Source organism: Methanosarcina spelaei, from assembly GCF_002287235.1.
Lineage (GTDB): Archaea > Halobacteriota > Methanosarcinia > Methanosarcinales > Methanosarcinaceae > Methanosarcina > Methanosarcina spelaei.
This window is the reverse complement of the sequence record NZ_LMVP01000445.1, coordinates 1-17,648: the sequence shown is the minus strand read 5'-3', so window position 1 is coordinate 17,648 and position 17,648 is coordinate 1. Positions and strand designations below refer to the sequence as shown.

13 protein-coding genes, 2 tRNA genes and 2 pseudogenes are annotated in these 17,648 nt (G+C 39.7%); 4 read left to right on the top strand and 13 right to left on the bottom strand.

Features of this window, described 5'->3' with window-relative positions; all coding sequences use genetic code 11:
* Positions 1-2: 2 nt before the first annotated feature.
* From ASJ81_RS16095 to ASJ81_RS16055, 9 genes are all read right to left on the bottom strand, one after another.
* Positions 3-1,739, bottom strand: coding sequence for an ATP synthase subunit A (locus ASJ81_RS16095; RefSeq protein WP_095645248.1), 1,737 nt, complete (start codon positions 1,737-1,739; stop codon positions 3-5).
* Complete coding sequence (locus ASJ81_RS16090) at positions 1,730-2,032, bottom strand: V-type ATP synthase subunit F (protein ID WP_095645247.1); 303 nt, start codon at positions 2,030-2,032, stop codon at positions 1,730-1,732. The genes ASJ81_RS16095 and ASJ81_RS16090 overlap by 10 nt, the downstream gene beginning before the upstream one ends.
* A complete protein-coding gene (locus ASJ81_RS16085; protein WP_095645246.1) occupies positions 2,032-3,114 on the bottom strand; it encodes a V-type ATP synthase subunit C in 1,083 nt (360 codons plus the stop codon). Before ASJ81_RS16085 ends, ASJ81_RS16090 begins: the two co-directional genes overlap by 1 nt.
* A 6-nt stretch (positions 3,115-3,120) precedes the next feature.
* On the bottom strand, positions 3,121-3,672 hold the full coding sequence (locus ASJ81_RS16080) for a V-type ATP synthase subunit E (protein ID WP_095645245.1): 552 nt from the start codon (positions 3,670-3,672) through the stop codon (positions 3,121-3,123).
* A 209-nt stretch (positions 3,673-3,881) separates the two neighbouring features.
* Positions 3,882-4,124: a V-type ATP synthase subunit K gene (locus ASJ81_RS16075; protein WP_095645244.1), complete on the bottom strand. Its 243-nt coding sequence runs from the start codon at positions 4,122-4,124 to the stop codon at positions 3,882-3,884.
* A gap of 4 nt (positions 4,125-4,128) precedes the next feature.
* Positions 4,129-6,075, bottom strand: coding sequence for a V-type ATP synthase subunit I (locus tag ASJ81_RS16070; protein ID WP_170943348.1), 1,947 nt, complete (start codon positions 6,073-6,075; stop codon positions 4,129-4,131).
* Positions 6,068-6,397 carry an ATP synthase archaeal subunit H gene (gene ahaH / locus ASJ81_RS16065; RefSeq protein ID WP_048109113.1) on the bottom strand — a complete coding sequence of 110 codons (330 nt, stop codon included), beginning with the start codon at positions 6,395-6,397 and terminating at the stop codon, positions 6,068-6,070. The genes ASJ81_RS16070 and ahaH overlap by 8 nt, the downstream gene beginning before the upstream one ends.
* A gap of 770 nt (positions 6,398-7,167) precedes the next feature.
* Positions 7,168-8,349 carry a radical SAM protein gene (locus ASJ81_RS16060; RefSeq protein WP_095645242.1) on the bottom strand — a complete coding sequence of 394 codons (1,182 nt, stop codon included), beginning with the start codon at positions 8,347-8,349 and terminating at the stop codon, positions 7,168-7,170.
* A 154-nt stretch (positions 8,350-8,503) separates the two neighbouring features.
* Positions 8,504-9,391 (bottom strand): geranylfarnesyl diphosphate synthase, encoded by an 888-nt coding sequence (locus ASJ81_RS16055; RefSeq protein WP_095645241.1) that lies wholly within the window; start codon positions 9,389-9,391, stop codon positions 8,504-8,506.
* 799 nt (positions 9,392-10,190) lie between these two features.
* Between ASJ81_RS16055 and ASJ81_RS16050 the strand changes: the two are divergent.
* Positions 10,191-10,583, top strand: a pseudogene (locus tag ASJ81_RS16050) (transposase); the annotation flags it as partial.
* Positions 10,584-10,658: 75 nt separating this feature from the next.
* On the opposite strand, the gene ASJ81_RS16045 reads toward ASJ81_RS16050, so the two are convergent.
* Positions 10,659-11,186, bottom strand: a complete 528-nt coding sequence (locus tag ASJ81_RS16045) for a hypothetical protein (RefSeq protein WP_095645240.1) — start codon at positions 11,184-11,186, stop codon at positions 10,659-10,661.
* A 1,013-nt stretch (positions 11,187-12,199) separates the two neighbouring features.
* On the opposite strand from ASJ81_RS16045, the gene ASJ81_RS16040 reads away from it, so the two are divergent.
* From ASJ81_RS16040 to ASJ81_RS16030, 3 genes are all read left to right on the top strand, one after another.
* A tRNA-Gly gene (locus ASJ81_RS16040) sits at positions 12,200-12,271 on the top strand.
* A gap of 92 nt (positions 12,272-12,363) precedes the next feature.
* Positions 12,364-12,448, top strand: a tRNA-Leu gene (locus ASJ81_RS16035).
* 255 nt (positions 12,449-12,703) lie between these two features.
* Positions 12,704-13,039 carry a DUF2795 domain-containing protein gene (locus ASJ81_RS16030; protein ID WP_095645239.1) on the top strand — a complete coding sequence of 112 codons (336 nt, stop codon included), beginning with the start codon at positions 12,704-12,706 and terminating at the stop codon, positions 13,037-13,039.
* A 620-nt stretch (positions 13,040-13,659) separates the two neighbouring features.
* Here the strand turns inward: ASJ81_RS16030 and ASJ81_RS16025 are convergent.
* From ASJ81_RS16025 to ASJ81_RS16015, 3 genes and pseudogenes are all read right to left on the bottom strand, one after another.
* Positions 13,660-15,195 (bottom strand): MBL fold metallo-hydrolase, encoded by a 1,536-nt coding sequence (locus tag ASJ81_RS16025; RefSeq protein WP_095645238.1) that lies wholly within the window; start codon positions 15,193-15,195, stop codon positions 13,660-13,662.
* A 135-nt stretch (positions 15,196-15,330) separates the two neighbouring features.
* The gene (locus tag ASJ81_RS16020) at positions 15,331-15,876 is read right to left on the bottom strand and encodes a GIY-YIG nuclease family protein (protein WP_095645237.1); all 546 of its coding nucleotides are present in this window, start codon (positions 15,874-15,876) and stop codon (positions 15,331-15,333) included.
* Positions 15,877-15,973: 97 nt separating this feature from the next.
* A pseudogene (locus ASJ81_RS16015) lies at positions 15,974-16,939 on the bottom strand (ADP-ribosylglycohydrolase family protein).
* Positions 16,940-17,648: the final 709 nt, after the last annotated feature.

Genomic DNA, 17,648 nt, shown 5'->3' with positions numbered 1-17,648 from the left:
ACTTACCTACCTCTCAGGGATGCAAACTCTTTATCCATCTTTGCCAGGACAGCATTCATAGAAGCGTCGAAGTTCTCCTCAAACTTGACCTTGGGAAGCTCATTCTTAGAGTCCATCTTGATAATTTCCGAGATAGGAACACCTGATTTCAAAGCTTCCTGTGCAGCATCTCCGTACTTCATGATTGCCTGCATGATCCTGTACTGCTCAGAGAATGGACTGTAGGTATCTATTGGGTGGAACGCATTTTGCTGCAAGAAGATTTCCCTGATCATACGGGTAATTTCAAGCAGAAGCTGCTGATCGTCTGGCAGAGCGTCGGAACCTACGAGCTGCACGATTTCCTGCAGTTCGGATTCTGTCTGAAGCATTCCCATTGCTCTTTCCCTCATAGCCACATAATCAGGAGCCACGTTATTTGTAAACCAGTCGTTAAGGCTTTCCTTGTACAGACTGTAACTGTTCAGCCAGTTGATAGCCGGGAAGTGACGCCTCTGAGATAGCTTGGCATCGAGAGCCCAGAACACTTTCACGATACGCAGGGTGTTCTGCGTAACAGGCTCTGAGAAGTCACCGCCAGGTGGAGATACTGCTCCAATGACAGTAATGGAACCTTTCTCACCGTTGAGAGATTCAGCAACACCGGAACGCTCGTAGAACTCGGCCAGCCTTGCAGACAGGTATGCTGGGTAACCTTCTTCACCAGGCATTTCTTCCAGACGGGAGGAAATTTCTCTCATAGCTTCTGCCCACCTGGAGGTGGAGTCTGCCATAAGTGAGACGTCTAATCCCATGTCACGGAAGTATTCTGCAATGGTAATTCCGGTGTACACAGATGCTTCTCTTGCAGCCACAGGCATGTTTGAAGTGTTAGCGATAAGAACAGTACGCTCCATCAGTGGGCGGCCGGTCTGAGGGTCTTCGAGTTCCGGGAATTCGCTCAGAACGTCTGCCATCTCATTTCCGCGCTCGCCACAACCGATGTAGACCACAATTTCAGTGTCACTCCACTTTGCAAGCTGCTGCTGAGTAACGGTCTTTCCCGATCCGAAAGGTCCGGGGATTGCAGCAGTTCCGCCTTTTGCCACAGGGAAAAGCCCGTCAAGAATTCTCTGTCCTGTAACCAGAGGTTTATCTGGAGTAAGTTTTATCCTCACAGGTCTGGGTCTCCGGACAGGCCACCTTTGCATCAGCTGCAATTCGGTCCCGTCAGTGAGAGTACAGACTGTGTCTATTACCGTAAAGTTTCCGCTCTTGATGTCGGCAATTGTACCTGAGATGTCAGGAGGCACCATGATCTTATGTTCAATGTTCACGGTTTCCTGTACAACACCGATCACTTCTCCACCTTTTACGGAGTCGCCTTTCTTGACAATGGGTTTAAAATCCCAGAGTTTCTTGTGATCAAGCCCATCTGCAGTAACACCTCTGCCAATGAAACCGCCCGTAGTTGCAAGCAGGACGTGCAGAGGCCTCTGAACCCCATCATAAATACTGGAAAGAAGACCCGGACCAAGTTCCACGGATAGAGACGAACCTGTAGAATAACAGGGCTCCCCTGGCTTGATGCCTGCGGTCTCTTCGTATACCTGGATGATGGTCTTGGGCCCTAATATCTGGATGACTTCACCCATTAAACCTTCATTACCGACTTTGACCAGGTCATACATTTTTGCCTGCAAGCCGATTGCGGTGACGACAGGCCCAGACACACGATAAATTTCACCTTTTACTTCCACAGATCAACACCTACCGCTTGTTTTATCTTATCTCTTAAACTCGAGCCTGCTCCGCTGCCTCCAAGGGCTACTACTGTAGGCTGGACAGACTCATTCAAGTTTTTCCTTAGAATTTCCGGCAGATTACCAATGTCATCATTATGCATTACAAGAATCCCGACACTTTTATCATCAAGCACGGATTTTACAATGGACTCAGTGGCCGCGATATCCGCGGCTTCATAAACCTTCCTGACACCAGCCAGTCTGAATCCTGTAACAAACTCGCTCTTTCCGATCACTGCTAATTCCATCAGATAACCACCAACTGGTCTTTGATTAATTCATCACTGAGACCACCCTCTTTACCCCTGAAAATAATCCGGAGATTAGTAGCCTCATTATTTTTATGAATAATATAGTCCAGAATAGGTAAAACTGAGATCGGAGATACATGCGAAAGAATGGTTGAAGATTCAAGATAATATCTTGTGAGCCTGCTTTCAAGAGTAGTCAAAGAAGTCATATCCGGACCCGTAACGCCTGAAATTACGTCCCAGTATTGAGTCCTTTGAAGCTCATTGACAAACTCGTCATATGGGAGAGGCGCCAATTTTTCGGGCTTTAACTCAAGACCGCCTTCAATCATGAGAGGCATGATTTCATCGAGCTGCATAACTCCTGCTTTTTTCAGTCTGAAAAGGTTAATTAAGTTCTTAACATCTACTTCCAATCTGACAACTTTAACAAAGAGCTTGCGGTCCTTAGATCTTGGTTTTCCGATTGCTTCAAACAAGCCTGTATAATAGATCTTGTCAAGTTCGTTTTCTATGTATGCCAGGTTCGTTCCGTCAAACTTCTGCAGCAAGGGATAGTACTCGGTATATTTCAGAGCCTCAATGATTTCTTGATATGTGGCCTTGGCTGCAAGTTCTGACATTGAAGTGTAAGTAAACTCCCCGGCAGCAATCAGAGACTCAACGATATCTTCAACAGACGCGTTGTATAATTTACCACGAAGAAGTGTTTTTACGTTCCAGATGTCGTATCTCTTGAGATATGCGACAATCAGGTAATTCAATTCTCCGGCGGTGATTCTTACCAACTTATCATAGGTGAGCGCAAGATTTCTGTTCAATGCGTGTTCTGCCAGATCGCCACCACTATATTTCATTGCCAGTTCGTCAACGTCGTTTTTGTATTCAGACTCTTGGATAAAGCGGGTAATTTCATCAATCCCCATGTTGAGAAGCCGGGGATACGATTCTTTTGGGAGCAGCTTGCTCTTCATAGCGCGGACACGGGTCACGGCATAAGGATAGTTAGAAGTGCCATTTATCTTTTTATCGGATTTTCGTGAGGGTTTTTGCCCCCAGAGTCTCTCCAAAAGCCGCATCTAACATCACCCGTATAATAGATCAGATATCTGCTTCAATGAACGCTCATACACGTTTTTCAGGATTGAATCATATGTGAAATCTAACCTGACTGTCCCGTCCTCGTTTTCCAGAACAACTCCGCCAATAGAATCAAGATTGCCAGCATAAGATAAAGAAGTTAACTTCTTGACAATCTCTTCTGAATCTTTAGAAGAGTAAACTCTAGCACCGCTAGCTTCGTACTTGTTGATAACAGTTTTCAACAGCTCTTCTTTTTTGGACGCCGGCATTGACTTGATTTTTTCAACTGTCTGGACATAAACTCTATCTAGAAGATCCTTACGCTTGTTAAGCGTAATTCTTTTCACTTCCAGATTTGCACTTGATATAACCTGCTGGTGCAGATTTTGGAGGTCCTCTTCCGTCTTGGCAAGGCTGTCTCCGAGCGTCTTTTTCTGTATATCTTTAGCTTCATTGATGATCTCGGAGGCCTTTGCATCGCCTTCGGCTTTTATACGGGAAACCTCAGCTCTTGCACCCTCTTGGATGTCTTTTACAACGATCTCTAGTCCCATGCTTACACCTCCAAATAAATTTAGAGCAAAAAAGTGCTCTAAAGCCTAGAGCAAAAACTCTAAGCTGCTTAGAGTGCAACGATACCTAAGGAAAACTTAGAGCATTACAACAACTCCAGGCCTGCCTGGCAAGGAAAAAACGCCCACGTAAACCTAAAGCAATGCTCTAAGAAATTTAAGAGCGGAGTACGCTCTTAAATTAAGCAGAATTACTGGTTGATAAGCAGTGCGACGACGAGACCGAAGATAACAATGGTTTCTGGAATGACAGTAAGGATCAGGCCCTTACCGAATAATCCTTCGTTTTCTGCCATTGCGCCGATTGCTGCTGTACCGATATCTTTTTCAGCGATTGCAGATGCATACCCAGTAATTGCGATTGCGATTGCTGCACCGAGTGCTTTCATTCCTGCTGCGTCCAGAAAAAGACCTGCTGTTGCTCCATCTACCATGTTTTTATTCCTCCGTGTATTTTCTTATATATCCGAATGGGTTGAATTTTCTGCCCCCGCCTTGATAGAATTTTCCAAAGAATTCTACGTACTGCAACCTGAGTGCGTGCAGTCCGGGAGCGATAATACTCAGAATGGTGTTAAGGCCATGTCCGAGTATAAATACGATAATTGCAGCTATTGCCGTGAAACCGATCTTAGAGTGATCAGTCCATATCATTCCGAAGACGATGTCATTGACTGTACCTGCGATATAAATCGAAGATAGACCGACTGCGATAATACGGGCATACGAGAGAGCGTTACCCATAAGAGACGGCAATTCGACCACACCAGCGATACCCTCACCCATAGCGAGCATCGCAACTCCAAGAACAAGAACAATAGCACCGACATACATCAATGCTGATCCGCCAAAATAACCAACAGCTGCAAGAAGTACACCAAGCTCAATAATCATCCAACTGCCTTTTTCGAGAATAGCGTGTTTCATCCCGTGGTGCCTTGCAATGTTTGAAAAACCGAAAAGGAACCCGAGATTTAAATGGATCAGTCCGACGAAAACGCTTAGTCCAATCATAGTCATTACCATGTGAGACCTGTGAATCGGGAAAGTAAATTCTTCTCCTCCAATACTCTCGAAGAGGGTAATAGTTTCCCAACCTGGAATCAAGCCTGCCGTTATTCCATGCGCTGTATGCGCGCTCGCAAGCGAGAATCCAAGGAACTCACCATAAATAATTCCAAAAATAATTGACCAAATCTGACAATAGATAAGAATATTCATTAGATCACTAACTGCATCTGACTTCATTGCCTTTTTGATAGCCAGTGCAATTGTGCCCAGTATCAGTGCATATCCGATGTCTCCGAGAATCATTCCATAGATCAGCGGGAAGGTAATGAAAATCGCTGAAGATGGATCAATTTCGAAATATTTAGGCCTGGAATACAGATCCATAACCTGCTGCAACGGTGCCACTACTTTTGAGTTATTGTACTCGACAGGGACATTCTCTTCTTCCTCATGGTGAACTTCGAGGCTGGTTATGTATGCCTTGCCGTTAGTGGCATTGTTAACCACACTGACAAGCTTGTCATAATCTTCGGTGGGGGTCCATCCATCAATTATGAATGCATTTTCAGATGTAGCTATTCTAAGAGGCAGCTCTGCTTTCTGACTCTCGATACTCAGGACTTCGTCGCTTGCAAGAATAAAATCTGCGTACCTTGTTTTCAAGGACTCGATCTCACCCTTTAAGGATTCGATCCTTCTGGTGACGTCGGCTTCTCTCTGTTCAATGGATCTTAAAAGTTCGCTTGGGACACCACCTCTTTCAGGAACTCTAAGCTCTTTGAATCCAAGACCCTGAAGTAATTCGTAAACTTTGTCAGCATCATTTTTAGCTACAAACAGTACAACTGCTTTTGATTGAGGGTCAAAGTACAGTTCGTAAGCTTGGGTGATACTCGAAATCTGACTTGCTTCCAGGTTACTTTTTAAAGTGCCTGCGAAAACCTTGAGGCTTTCATAGCCACGATAATAGTCGAAATCAAGATCAATGGACAGATAAGGCAGGATTTCCCTTTTCTGGGACTCCATATCTTTTAATTCATTTTCAAGCTGGGAAATGGATTCCGTTTTAGTTGAAATTGTTCTGTCCAGTTCATTTAATTTCGAGTCAAGTTCACGCAGAACAGCATCAGATTTCTGAACTACCGGTTTTTTGCTTTCAATCCCCAAATAATTGGCGATAGAGCGGATCTTCACAAGCTTTTTAGAGACTTCCTCTGCGTTTTTGAATGGCTTGCTGATCTTAAAACCAGACTCGTCTTCGACAAAGTCTTCGACGTGAAAAAGATTTGTATCATGCAGTGCATCGATGGTTTCTTTTAGAATGCTTTTGTGCCCGACAATAACGGCCCTTGTCATCTCTTTAGGTCTACTCATTAAGGACCGCCCTCTCAAACTCCTGTACAAGGTAATTGACGGATTTGTCGATGTTAGCTTGAGCTTTTTGGGACATGGCTAATGCGTTTTTTTCACCATCGTTTATGATCTTATCTCTTTCCTCCAGGATCTTTTTTTCACCCTCTTTAAAAGAGTCTTGTGCAGCTTTATGTGCATCGATTTCGGCCTGTTTCAGGATTTCCCTGGCTTCAGCCCGAGCTTCGGAGATACGCTTGTTTTTAGCTTCAATGGCTTCGTCAACCATTGATTTAGCGCTTTCCTCTGCTTTTTTTATTTCAGATAAGATTTCATTTTTAGCCATGTGAATCTCCGTCTCTCAAAATTTAATATATAAATTAATAATTAAAAATCCCTACTCCAATGGAGGTAGTTAACAAATCCTTTGCGAAAGAACTATATAACAGCTTCGGTTTTATCAAAGAAGAGCAGGATAATTGTAATGAAAAATCATTATAGATTCAAAATGTAAGAAATTTTTAAGAATATTTGAAGTATAAATAGCAAGATATATGGTCAAAATGAAAAAGATTAAATATACAGTAAAAAATAATTGGGCAACAACAGTATAATATAATTAAACCCAGGAAAAAAATACCAAATAGAGTAATGGAAATAAAATGAGAGGCGTAACCTGAATAATTTAAGCAAAATCTTGAGAATATATTCAAAACTCTATTAAAATCGGTTAAAAAAATTAAACATGAAATAATAAATGCAAGGGATTTTAACCTCTTTTTTTTAAATAAAAGCTTTTTAAGAGCTTTTTAAACAATAAATAAAGATTGATTTATTTGGCAAAAACTATGGAAATTTTTCTCTAGTTAAGTCCAATTTAAAGAAAAATCAAAACATTCAAAACATTCAAAACATTCAAAACTAATTTTCTAAAGCAGACTTCTGTCCAATTTTGAAGAGATATAGAATCGGTATATAGACAACAGTATTTAAAATTTAAATATAAGAGTAGATCATTCTCAAAAGAAAACAGGAGCATTTAAATAAAAAACCATGAAATCTTTCGTTTTCTTCACTGACAATTAAAAATACAAAATAAAAAATAACATAAAAATGTTATTTAACCCTGTAAGGTATCTTTGCACCCTGGGGTATCGTATGAATATATTCCTTCCGGAAATCGGGGTTGCGCATCATGCAATATGCGGCATTATCTTTTTTATAAGCGTTATGTTTACCCATACGCTTCCAGATAGCTTCCAGGGATTCTTCACAGATATTTCCGAAGGATAGAGGAGTGTAGGCACACGGCATTACTTCCCCGTCCGAAGCAACATGCATCCATCGTCTTCCCGCAAAACATCCAAAAAGACTTGGGCCCAGAAAATACGGAAATGCGGTGACTCTGGGACCTTCAGGTTTAGAGTTCATCTTTTTCTGGAATTTCTCAAGCCTTGAGACATCCTGTTCTCCTATTACCTCATCCTCGTGCTCAAGCCAGCGTCCGACTGCAATAATTTCATAGATGGAAAGCTCATGCATTCCAAGGTTAAATGCAAGGTTGTAAAATTCTTCGAGGTCATCGATATTGTGAGGGGAAACAACCACAAACATATCAGTAAGGATTCCGGCAGCTATTGAATTTTTGATTCCAGAGATTGAATCTCTGTATGCACCTTCTCGGCCCCGAATACGGTCGTGTTCGGCTTCAAATGGGCTGTCCAGACTAATTCTTGAGGCATATAACCCTGCGGCTTTAAGCTCCTTTGCCTTTTCTTCGGAAAGCTTGAAACCTGAGGTGAGACAGGTAGCAATTGCCCTGGATTTATCTACTCTGGCTATCATCTCTACAAGATCGTCTCGAAGCATAGTCTCCCCGCCGTCGAAAGAAATAAGGTAAGACCCAAGATCCAGGCTCTGGTCTACAGCCCCGGAAATTTCATCCAGGGTAAGTTCCTTTTCCGGCTTGATACCAGCTGCTCCACAGTGAATACAGCGGTTAGGACAACGAGCCGTAATTCCTATTGAGAACTGATCAGGAACCCTTTTTTTCCGGATAGCTGCAATCTCAGCACCTATCACCCGGCTGAAAACAGGCCCCGGAATAGGTGGGATCCATGTAGAGAAGATAATCTCGTTTTCATCCACTGAAATGGGTTTCTCTTCCGCAAAAATGTTATTTATGCGCTTGAGGAAAGGTTTTGCAAGCTGGGAAAGAGGACCTTCGACATCAAGCACAATTTTTTCGTTTTCTGTACTGGCATTTACCTTAAGTACTGGACTATCATATACTCGCATGGATACACCTGGTAAAATTGTTGGCAGAAGTTAAAAGACTTGTCAGAAAGTAGAAGACTTATTAGGTTAGATAAATTAACAAATATTATTTTTCCATTTTATATATCGGAAATTTGGCAGTGTCACAGTTCATTTTTCAGGAAAAGTTGAGCAATTAAATAATCTCAAGCATATCGACAGTTATATAATCAGTGATCTGAAAGAGTTTGTCCCTTGCCGGACATTCATTAAATGTCAACAGAGTCTCTTTTGCGGCATTAACACGCAGCTTTACAGCATCTGTAGATTTTTCTATTGCTTTTTCCTTTGACATATTCTTCATGTACACATGCGGCAGAGTTTCGGATGTGAATTTTGATTCCTTGCCTTCAACTACTTCAAGAAACTCAAGAATATCGTCAACAATCTGATATGCAGTTCCCAGGCAATTTCCAAAGAAATTAAAACGCTCTGCCAGGGCTTCATCAGCCCCTCCAGTGTATGCCCCTATGGAAGCGCTTATGGCAAATAAAGAAGCCGTTTTCTTATAAATGCATTCGAAGTAATTGCGTTCTCCGAAATTGTTCTTGTCAAGTCTCAAATCAAGGACTTCTCCTTCAGCCATATCCATCCCGGCTTTTCCAAAATCTCTGACCACTTTTTCTCCATAAGGAGAAATAAACTCAAAGCATTTTGCAATCAGGTAATCGCCACAAAGAAGAGCCCTGGAAGGGCCAAATTTTTCAGGGGCTGAAGGCAAGTTTCTTCTAACAAGCCCCTGATCCAGCAGGTCATCATGGATGAGGGAAGCCGAGTGCATTATTTCAATAGCAAGAGCTGCATTGAGACTCTGATGATACGAACCTGAACAGATCTCACTGGAGAGAAGGAGGATAATTGGCCTGACTCGTTTTCCTCCGGTATTACAGACATGTTCTACCATTTTTTTTAGGCTGGACTCGTTCATTTGAGCAATGAAGTTACTTATTCCTGATTCAACATATCTGTACTCTTCCCACTCTTCAATATTCATCAATATTACTCCGTGTACTTGGGCGGGCATTCGGTAACGATCTTATTTACCTCAAACTTAAGTTCCGAAACATAGTTTCGTAAATACTTAATGTTTCCTTCGGCAAAGTTAGAAGGAAAGCTTATATTCTAGATGAATCTCCAAGTTCTCATTGTTTTCGTCTTTTAGTTCAAACACTGTTATTTTGGGGCCATCTTAAGATTTCCATGTCGAATAATTATTTAGAATTTACCAAAGTTTTCTGGAATTTTATAATTATATTGGAATTTTACCTTTTACCCGATATGAGCTTGAGATCAGATAGAATTTAAGCTACGAAATGACTATCCGAGGACTCAATATCGTATAGATGTATAAAGAACACGCCAGAACGCACATGCCAGGACAGACCAGCAGTAAGAAAAAGTGCGAACAGTATTCTCTTTTGTATTCGTTAAGACTCCGTATAACACGATCATTACATTAACTTTTTGTTAAGCTCGAATATTTATCAGTTACACAAAAGGATATGCGAATTGAGAAACAGCCTAACTAAAAACTGGAATGAAGAACTTAAAAGTAAAAAACAAAACAAGAACGTAATAGATCAAGAAATAAGAAGATAAGATTAAGAAGATAAGATTAAGAAGATAAGAGAACAAAGAACTTATATTCACTATTACAGTATGTAAAAATAATACTTGTTATTCAATCATCAGAATAAAAATTACTGTTACAATTTAAAAGTTATATCGATCTGAATTTCAAATATTAATATTTGAAAAGATCGATACAGGAAAAAGGTGTGTCTATTAAAAGATTAATGAAAAAGTTAAGAAATTTAATCAAAGTTGCGCTGGTTCCTAATGTGTATCAATCTGCAGATAAATACCACAACGGTAGAATTACAAAGAGAGGATCAAAGGGAGCAAGATGGATTCTGACGCAGATTTCTCAAGCAGCAGCAAGAAAGAATAATAGTAAGTTAAAAGAGTTTTTTAACAGGAAAAAGAAATCAATTGGACATGCCAAGGCAATAATTGCCCTGGCAAGGAAAATTGCAACGATAATATGGCATCTTATTGTAAACGATGAGATGTACGAAGATGAAACTGGATATAAAAAAGGAGAAATTCAAAAGAGGAAGATTGTTGAGACCGAGATATTCTCGGTTGATGAACGAATAAAAATAATTAGTGAAATATTTGCGATAATGGAAAAAGAAGGTGAAGAGAGCACGTGAGGAAGATATCCTCATGTACTTTCATGCTAAATAAAGAATCTATTTTGGAATCGAAACACTAAATATGATTATGAATTAAACAGAAACGTATTTCCATTTACTGTAGGTAACGTCTTCAGCTTCAGAGGGTTTATATCCAGGCGGGGAAACTATCCGGTGGTGGCCAATTACCTGGTAATACCCGGATTGCTTGACTATGAAAAAACCCTTAGCTTCTACTTTCTTAACGTTTTTTCCTTGCTTAAATGCCGAAATCTTAAAAGCTTCTTTACTACTTTGAGTCTTCTTATAATAGAGTTCTGAGGTTGCCTGAACTAGGGGACATGAGACAGAAGGAATCGTAAATGTTGATGTGCTAAAATTAATTCTTTTACCAGTAACGCTTAGTTTAGATTGTCCAGTCATTATTATAGGGGACGCTATGCTTACCTCTCCAGTATTTTTTAGGGCAGAGTTACTGGTTTCCTGTTGGAGAGTAACGCTGATTGTACTTTGACCATCGTCCCCATTAACTTTCTCGGCGGCGCTTGCTGCAACTAAACCCGTTAAGGTGATTAGTATCATCAACAAGGAAATTATTACTCCAGTGGTTTTCAATTTCATCTTTAATTACCTCTTAATTTGGATTTAAGAAGCAAGAAACGGATAACTCTAATATAATATTGAAGTTATGTGTTTCTTACCATCGGGTACGTAGGATCAGTACTGCTTTCAAATTATACTGAATCCTCAAAATATTTGGCGAGAATACATATCTAATGAGGAGTTAGGCTCAATTTAAACTAACTGGTTAAGACTTATGTTTCTGCAACTAAGAATTCATCCACTAACTATCATGTGAACTAACATTTCCTAATAAATAGATATGCTGCCAAATATTCCCATTTTCATCTAATATTCTTCATTAGTTATAAATTTTATGAAATGTTTTCAAGAATTAAAGTGAAATAGGCTAATAAATAATGAAATACAGCTTTTTATTATATTTAAAGGAAAATGTTCATACTTAATTTCATATTTAGAAACTAATTAGTCCGTTTATAAGATTGAATAATATAAAAGAAAAATTTAATTGAACTATAATTACAAATAAATATAGTTTGTCAAAAAATCAAAGTTGCACTAGCGCACCCCGCTGCAAGCAACGGGATATGTTCGAGCTACCGCTCGAAACTCCGTAAAAGGAAATAATAACCTAAACGGTTTAGTTTGATCAGAAGGTAACAACCGAAAAACGGAATTGATAAATTATATAGTCATCAACGGTTACTGGGGAAGCTTTCATCCTTGCGGCAAACTAGCGAGGTATTCGACTGAAATAAAGCTATTATTGCATTCAGTTCTCAATTTTTAAGATTAATTTTAGTTATTAGTTTAAAATTGGGATTTTTAGAGTGTATTTTTGTTTGAATAACCCTATTAGATATATATAATCTGAAATAAGCATTTATAATCTTAGTTCACACACTGATTTTGAAGGTCCCGATAGTCTTATCTTTACAAAAGCAGAAATAACCTAATTTAAAGCAAATTCAAGGCTGGAATCTGGAGATGTAATAACTAAAACTTAGCGAAAAGAATATATATCACAAATACCTCTAGATGTGTTGCAGTTTGCGTTGATGGTCTAGCGGCTATGACTTGGGCCTTCCAAGCCCAAAACCCGGGTTCAAATCCCGGTCGGCGCATTTAATCAGTCCCTAATAAGAAGATCTGAACTGTTCTTTTTCCTGTTTTATATTAATTAAACATAAATGAAATAGTGAAATCAAACATTAGTGCGAGGGTTGCCCAGCCAGGTCAAAGGCGATGGGCTTAGGACCCATTTTCGTAGGAATTCGTGCGTTCGAATCGCACCCCTCGCATCTATTTACTTAACGTTTTCCGAAACTTTTCATACCTGATTTTTGCAGTATTTATAAGACAGAGTAATATCACTCTTTATAAGACAGAGTAATATCACTCTTTGTAAGACAGAGTAATATCACTCTTTATAAGACAGAATAATATCATTCTTGAGAAGAATTTTCAACTGCAGGAGAGCTACTTTCAAAATATGTAACTAAGTATTTATTTATACGATTAATATAATTGTTTAATTTGGGGGTAAATCCATAAAGATGGGGAAGGTGAAAGGTATGAGAGCAAGTACCAGCAGTATGCAGAATATATTATCGAATTTACAGTTTCCGATTAGAAAAGAACAAGTTTTAGAGCATGCCAGGAAACAAAATGTTTCTAAAAATATAATTGAGCAGATAGAAATGATTCCTGACGAAGAATACAAGTCCGCTGATTCTCTCATGCAAGCGATAGACGCAGCCAGCCAAAAGGTTGGTGGAGGAGGTGGGGGAAAAAGCCAATCATTCGGTGGAACCGGAGTTGGTAAAACTGGAGAAGGCGGACCCTCATCTGGAGGAAGCAGCCAAGGATTCGGAGGGAGAGGAGGAGAGTAAACCAATTCTTTCAGAAATGTCATTTCCAATATTCTTTAAGTTTTTTACGTTGGTTTTGGATTACATTAATTTTGATATTTACGTTAGTTTTGGACATTTACATTGATTTGGATATTTACGTTAGTTTTGGATATAAAATAGATCGGATTTACTCCCGATCGATTATAATGACTGAGTGTATAAAGTTAGAGAAATCCGAAAGGACCCTGACAGAAAACAAACATGATATTCCTTCATTTGTATTCGGTTAAGGATTTTGAGCTGCTGATCTCGATTTCGACGGAAAAACTCAAACCCAAATGTTTAGTGTTTAAATTGAAATCGATATCAGATTCCAGTTTTGCATTTGATGAATAATTTAACAAATTTTATGAAAATCAATGCAATTGATAACGATTTTTCTTAACCGATGACCAATGGATATTCCTTGAATAACATGCACAACTATATGAAAATGCATGCTGATGGCAGCATTTTCATGCTAAAATAACGGAAAATAGATATTTGGACTGTAGACCTTTGGTCTGAAGATCCCTGGCCTTTTTAATTTTAACTATTTAAGTGATACTTGATTTAGATTTATTTCGGATTCTTTTTGTTGAAATTTTCACAAGTTTTAGTTAGATATGCATTTTTTGTCCTGCAACATATCTCTCCGAACCCACGTATTCGACAAGTTTTCCGTTGTCCAGTACGGATATCGAACCGTGCCCACAGCAGATAAGGCATTTTTTGTTTTTCCTGGCGAGCTGTTCATTAATCTTGGAAATGAGGGAAAGAAGGGCCTGTCGTTCTTCTTGCGCAAGTTTGCTGTCAACATTCACTGACGTCATAAGATAATCAGCCAGAACATTATATGCTGTTCTATCAGGGCCCAGGCTTTTGAAATTGATCACTGCGTCCTCAGGAAAGAGCAATCCCTCCTCAGGACAAAGATAGAAGACCTCTCCATGCATGTGCCCTCCCATCCCTTCAAGGGCTTCAAATTCCATATCACCGATTCGGAATCGTGAAATAACAGGGAATTCACCCCGTTTTTCTATTTTTTCGTCTGAGAGAGGAATCTCAGGAAAGAGAACTGTGTTTGAAGGCGGAGTAAACCTGGAAAAAAGGTTAATTATCTTCGTATAGACCTCTTCCAGAATGCAATCCTGATGGCTTGACCCATAGGCTCTGCTGGTTTCTCGCGTGATCAAAAAAGTTTCACGGTTGAGATAGGAAGGTGAGGAAAAAAAACCGGCAGCTCCACAATGGTCGGCATCGGCATGAGTAATGTAAATCCTTTTAAGCCGGCTTAAATCTCCAAGCCCGTAATACTGGAGCATATTCACGATGTCCTGGTAATAAATTCCATACCCTGTATCAATCATGACCCTTTCGTAGGAGGTATCAAAAAGATAGATATTTCCCCCGCATGGAGGTTGAAAACAGAAAAGTTCGATATCATCCTTTATTCTGACCCTCTGTACATCGGCATAAAAATTGTTTCCTGAAGTCCGGTTAAGGCAATCCCCGACTTTCAAGATGTTCTCAAAAACCTCAATCGGATCTTTCTGAAGGTTTGAGAGTTCCTGAGTAATATGATTAATGTCATGCAGGAACCTCATCAAAAAATCGTCTTCAGTAGTCCCTATAAACGACCTGAGCTTCTGGGCAAGCCTGAGATAAAATACCGTATCATCAAGTTTCTCCCCGGTAGTATCATACTCTAAAATGTCTAGCCTGTATCTGGACTTAAGCTGATTCAGGAGGGCATCTGTCGTATTAGGGTTCTCAATGTGAAGACCTACGACAAGCCTTTCAGGATGCTTCCCCCGATCATCAAAATCAAGAAAAGTAATGTTTGATTTCGATGAGGTAATATAGTTAAGGAGGTCAAATAAAGCACCAGGGCAGTTCGGGAGATAGACATGAAACTTTACGAAAGCTACAGGCTGAAAGGAAGTCTGGAGATAGCCTATTTTCTCCAGTTCTTCACGAATCTTTTCATAAGCCTGCGGAACAGCAGTCACTTCAAAAAAAACTGTATGTGTATCTATCCTGCGGTCATACTGAATCCTGTTAATGTTTCCCTTGTACCGTGTAATAATTTCGGCTGCCCTGTGCAATGCCCCGGGTATGTCAGGCATGCAGGCAATAAAATAGAATTGTTCCATTGGGCATCCCCTGATTAAACAACCATATTTTTTTGAGAATATAATAAATCCTGCTTTACCTTAAGCTTTCCTGCCATTACCGAGAAAAAGAGATGGAAGAGATAGAAGTGAGAATTCCAGCGCATGAGAAAGAGATTAAAGTTCCAGTACAAGGGCAGAAAGTCCAAGGGCTTCAAAAGCTTCAGTAATCTCTGAAAGAGGATTTTTAATTCTATAAAATAGATGAGAACTGCATGTACAATCCGTGCACCCGAAGCCATACACCGAATCTCCTCCTATTCTACTGGCAAGTGCACACTCAAACCGCTCAGAAGTAAAAGCATAAACTGCTGAAACCAGCCTGAAAGCAGGACTAAGGTGAAGATGGTCCACATGCCATTTGGGATTTCGGTCCCGTTTCCGGGAAAGATTGATATGCCTCTGTACTCTTTTAAGCCCTCCTGACCCCAGAGCCGATCCCACATAGATATGAAACCCTGGACTGAAAGAGAACTCCCCTTTTTTACCGATCTCAAGCTTGCAGGCACTATTTTCAAATATCAAACAGTAGACACCTTTTCCGGGAAAAAGATCTTTTTCGGAATAATCATTATTTTTAGAATAATCATTGTTTTTAGAATAATTATTTTTTTCAGAGTAAACACTTTTCTCGAGATACCCATTTTTTTCGGAAAAATCCATTTAAAGACCTCAATATTAAATTCAAAACCTCAATATAAATTCAAAACCTCAATATAAATTCAAAACCTCAATATAAATTCAAAACCTCAGTATAAATTCAAGACCTCAATTTGCTTCCTGAAAGCTGAAAATACTTTTCAAGCAGAGGCCAAACCATTCTCTCCAGTTTTTCTTTCTCCTTAAGTGCTTCAATCCAGGAAACAGGTATAGCATCAATTCCCAGCCTGGCCCCAAGAATGCCTCCTGCTACGCTTGCAACCGAATCAGAGTCTCCGGTTATATTCACTGCGGTCTGTATTGCTTTCTTATAATCATTCGGATAACGTAATATGCAGAAGTATGCCAAAGCAAAAGTCTCATCCGCATACCAGCCCTGTCCGAGTTTCTTCAAACCTTCTTCATCTCCGACGTCACTATAAGCCACTTTATAGGAACTTTCCATTACCTGAGTGAACTCCTGAGAGATTCCCTTAGTGACCTCAAGAAGCGGTTCAAACATTTCTCCGGGTTCCACCCCGTCAAGGGCCAGTTTCACTGAGTATGCCCCAGCAATCGATGCAGCTTCTGCAACAGGATGAGAGTGAGTAATTCGGCCTGAAACCTGAGCAACTTTAACCAATTTTATAGGGTCGTTTTGGTAAACAAAACCGAGAATCCCAACTCGCATAAGGCTTCCGCAGGTTTTGGAGCTTATTCCGGATTTGTTCCAGGGAATTCCATCCTTTAGACTAAGGGCTGCGCCTCTTGTAGTCGCTCCTGCACCCAGGTCAGGTTCGTCCAGCCAGAGTACAAGTTCCTCTGCTATCTTGCTCATAAGCTAGGGAAGTTCGAGTTCAGCCCCTCGAAGCAGAGCCCTGGCAAGTACAAGCATTAGCTGAGTATCATCGGTCCAGGGAGAATCGGGAGGAAGTTCAAGAATCCCTTTTTCCCCATATTTCTGTTTTATTTGCTCAAGTGTCAGATGTTCTACCGGGCGGCCGAGGGCATCTGCGCAGGCAGTACCGTAAAGGTAGCCGCGAAGCTTTTCGAGGTCTTTAATGTCTTGTATATTTCCTGTACTCATGAGTCATCCTCATTACTTTAAAATATAATCAACAAGACAAGTAGTTGTCTAATGGCTGTCTCAAACTCGGATCATTTCTACAATTGTATAAAGGTAAAATTTACTTTAAAATCAGATATTCAATTTTTTGGAAATTCAGATTACATCTTGATATTAAAGGATAGAATGTTATTCCAATTGGAGAATCAAAATATAATTTTGAGAAATACTATAAATAAAATTGTTAGTTTTCTCCAATTAGATATAGATGACGTAAATTTATTTTAGGTTTATGGAAATAATGCTCCTTAATTTTAGAATATTATCATGCAGACCATCTCAAAAATGATTTTAATGATACGACTGCACAAAGTATTATTCTATAAGGTCAATCATATCTGAATTTCAGAAAGATTTGACATCTAAATCCTATAGTTCTTGCCACATGTAAGAGGCATGAAAAACTTCCGTTTAATAATGAAGTTTTTCATAGAGCCAGCCTAAAAACGACACAATTCCATAATCTAGTGATTTCTCTTATTGTTCTTTCCTCAAACCTACAATTTTCTCTGCTAACTACCTCAAAAAGCTGCAATAATCTTGAAAAACAAATTCTTTGGCATTTTTGCCAAAGAATTTGTTTATTCATTAGATATTTTTTTTGAATATTTTATCTAAAATCAATACGCTCCGCTACTTTCTAAAGTGTAACTTTTATCAAAATAGCTTA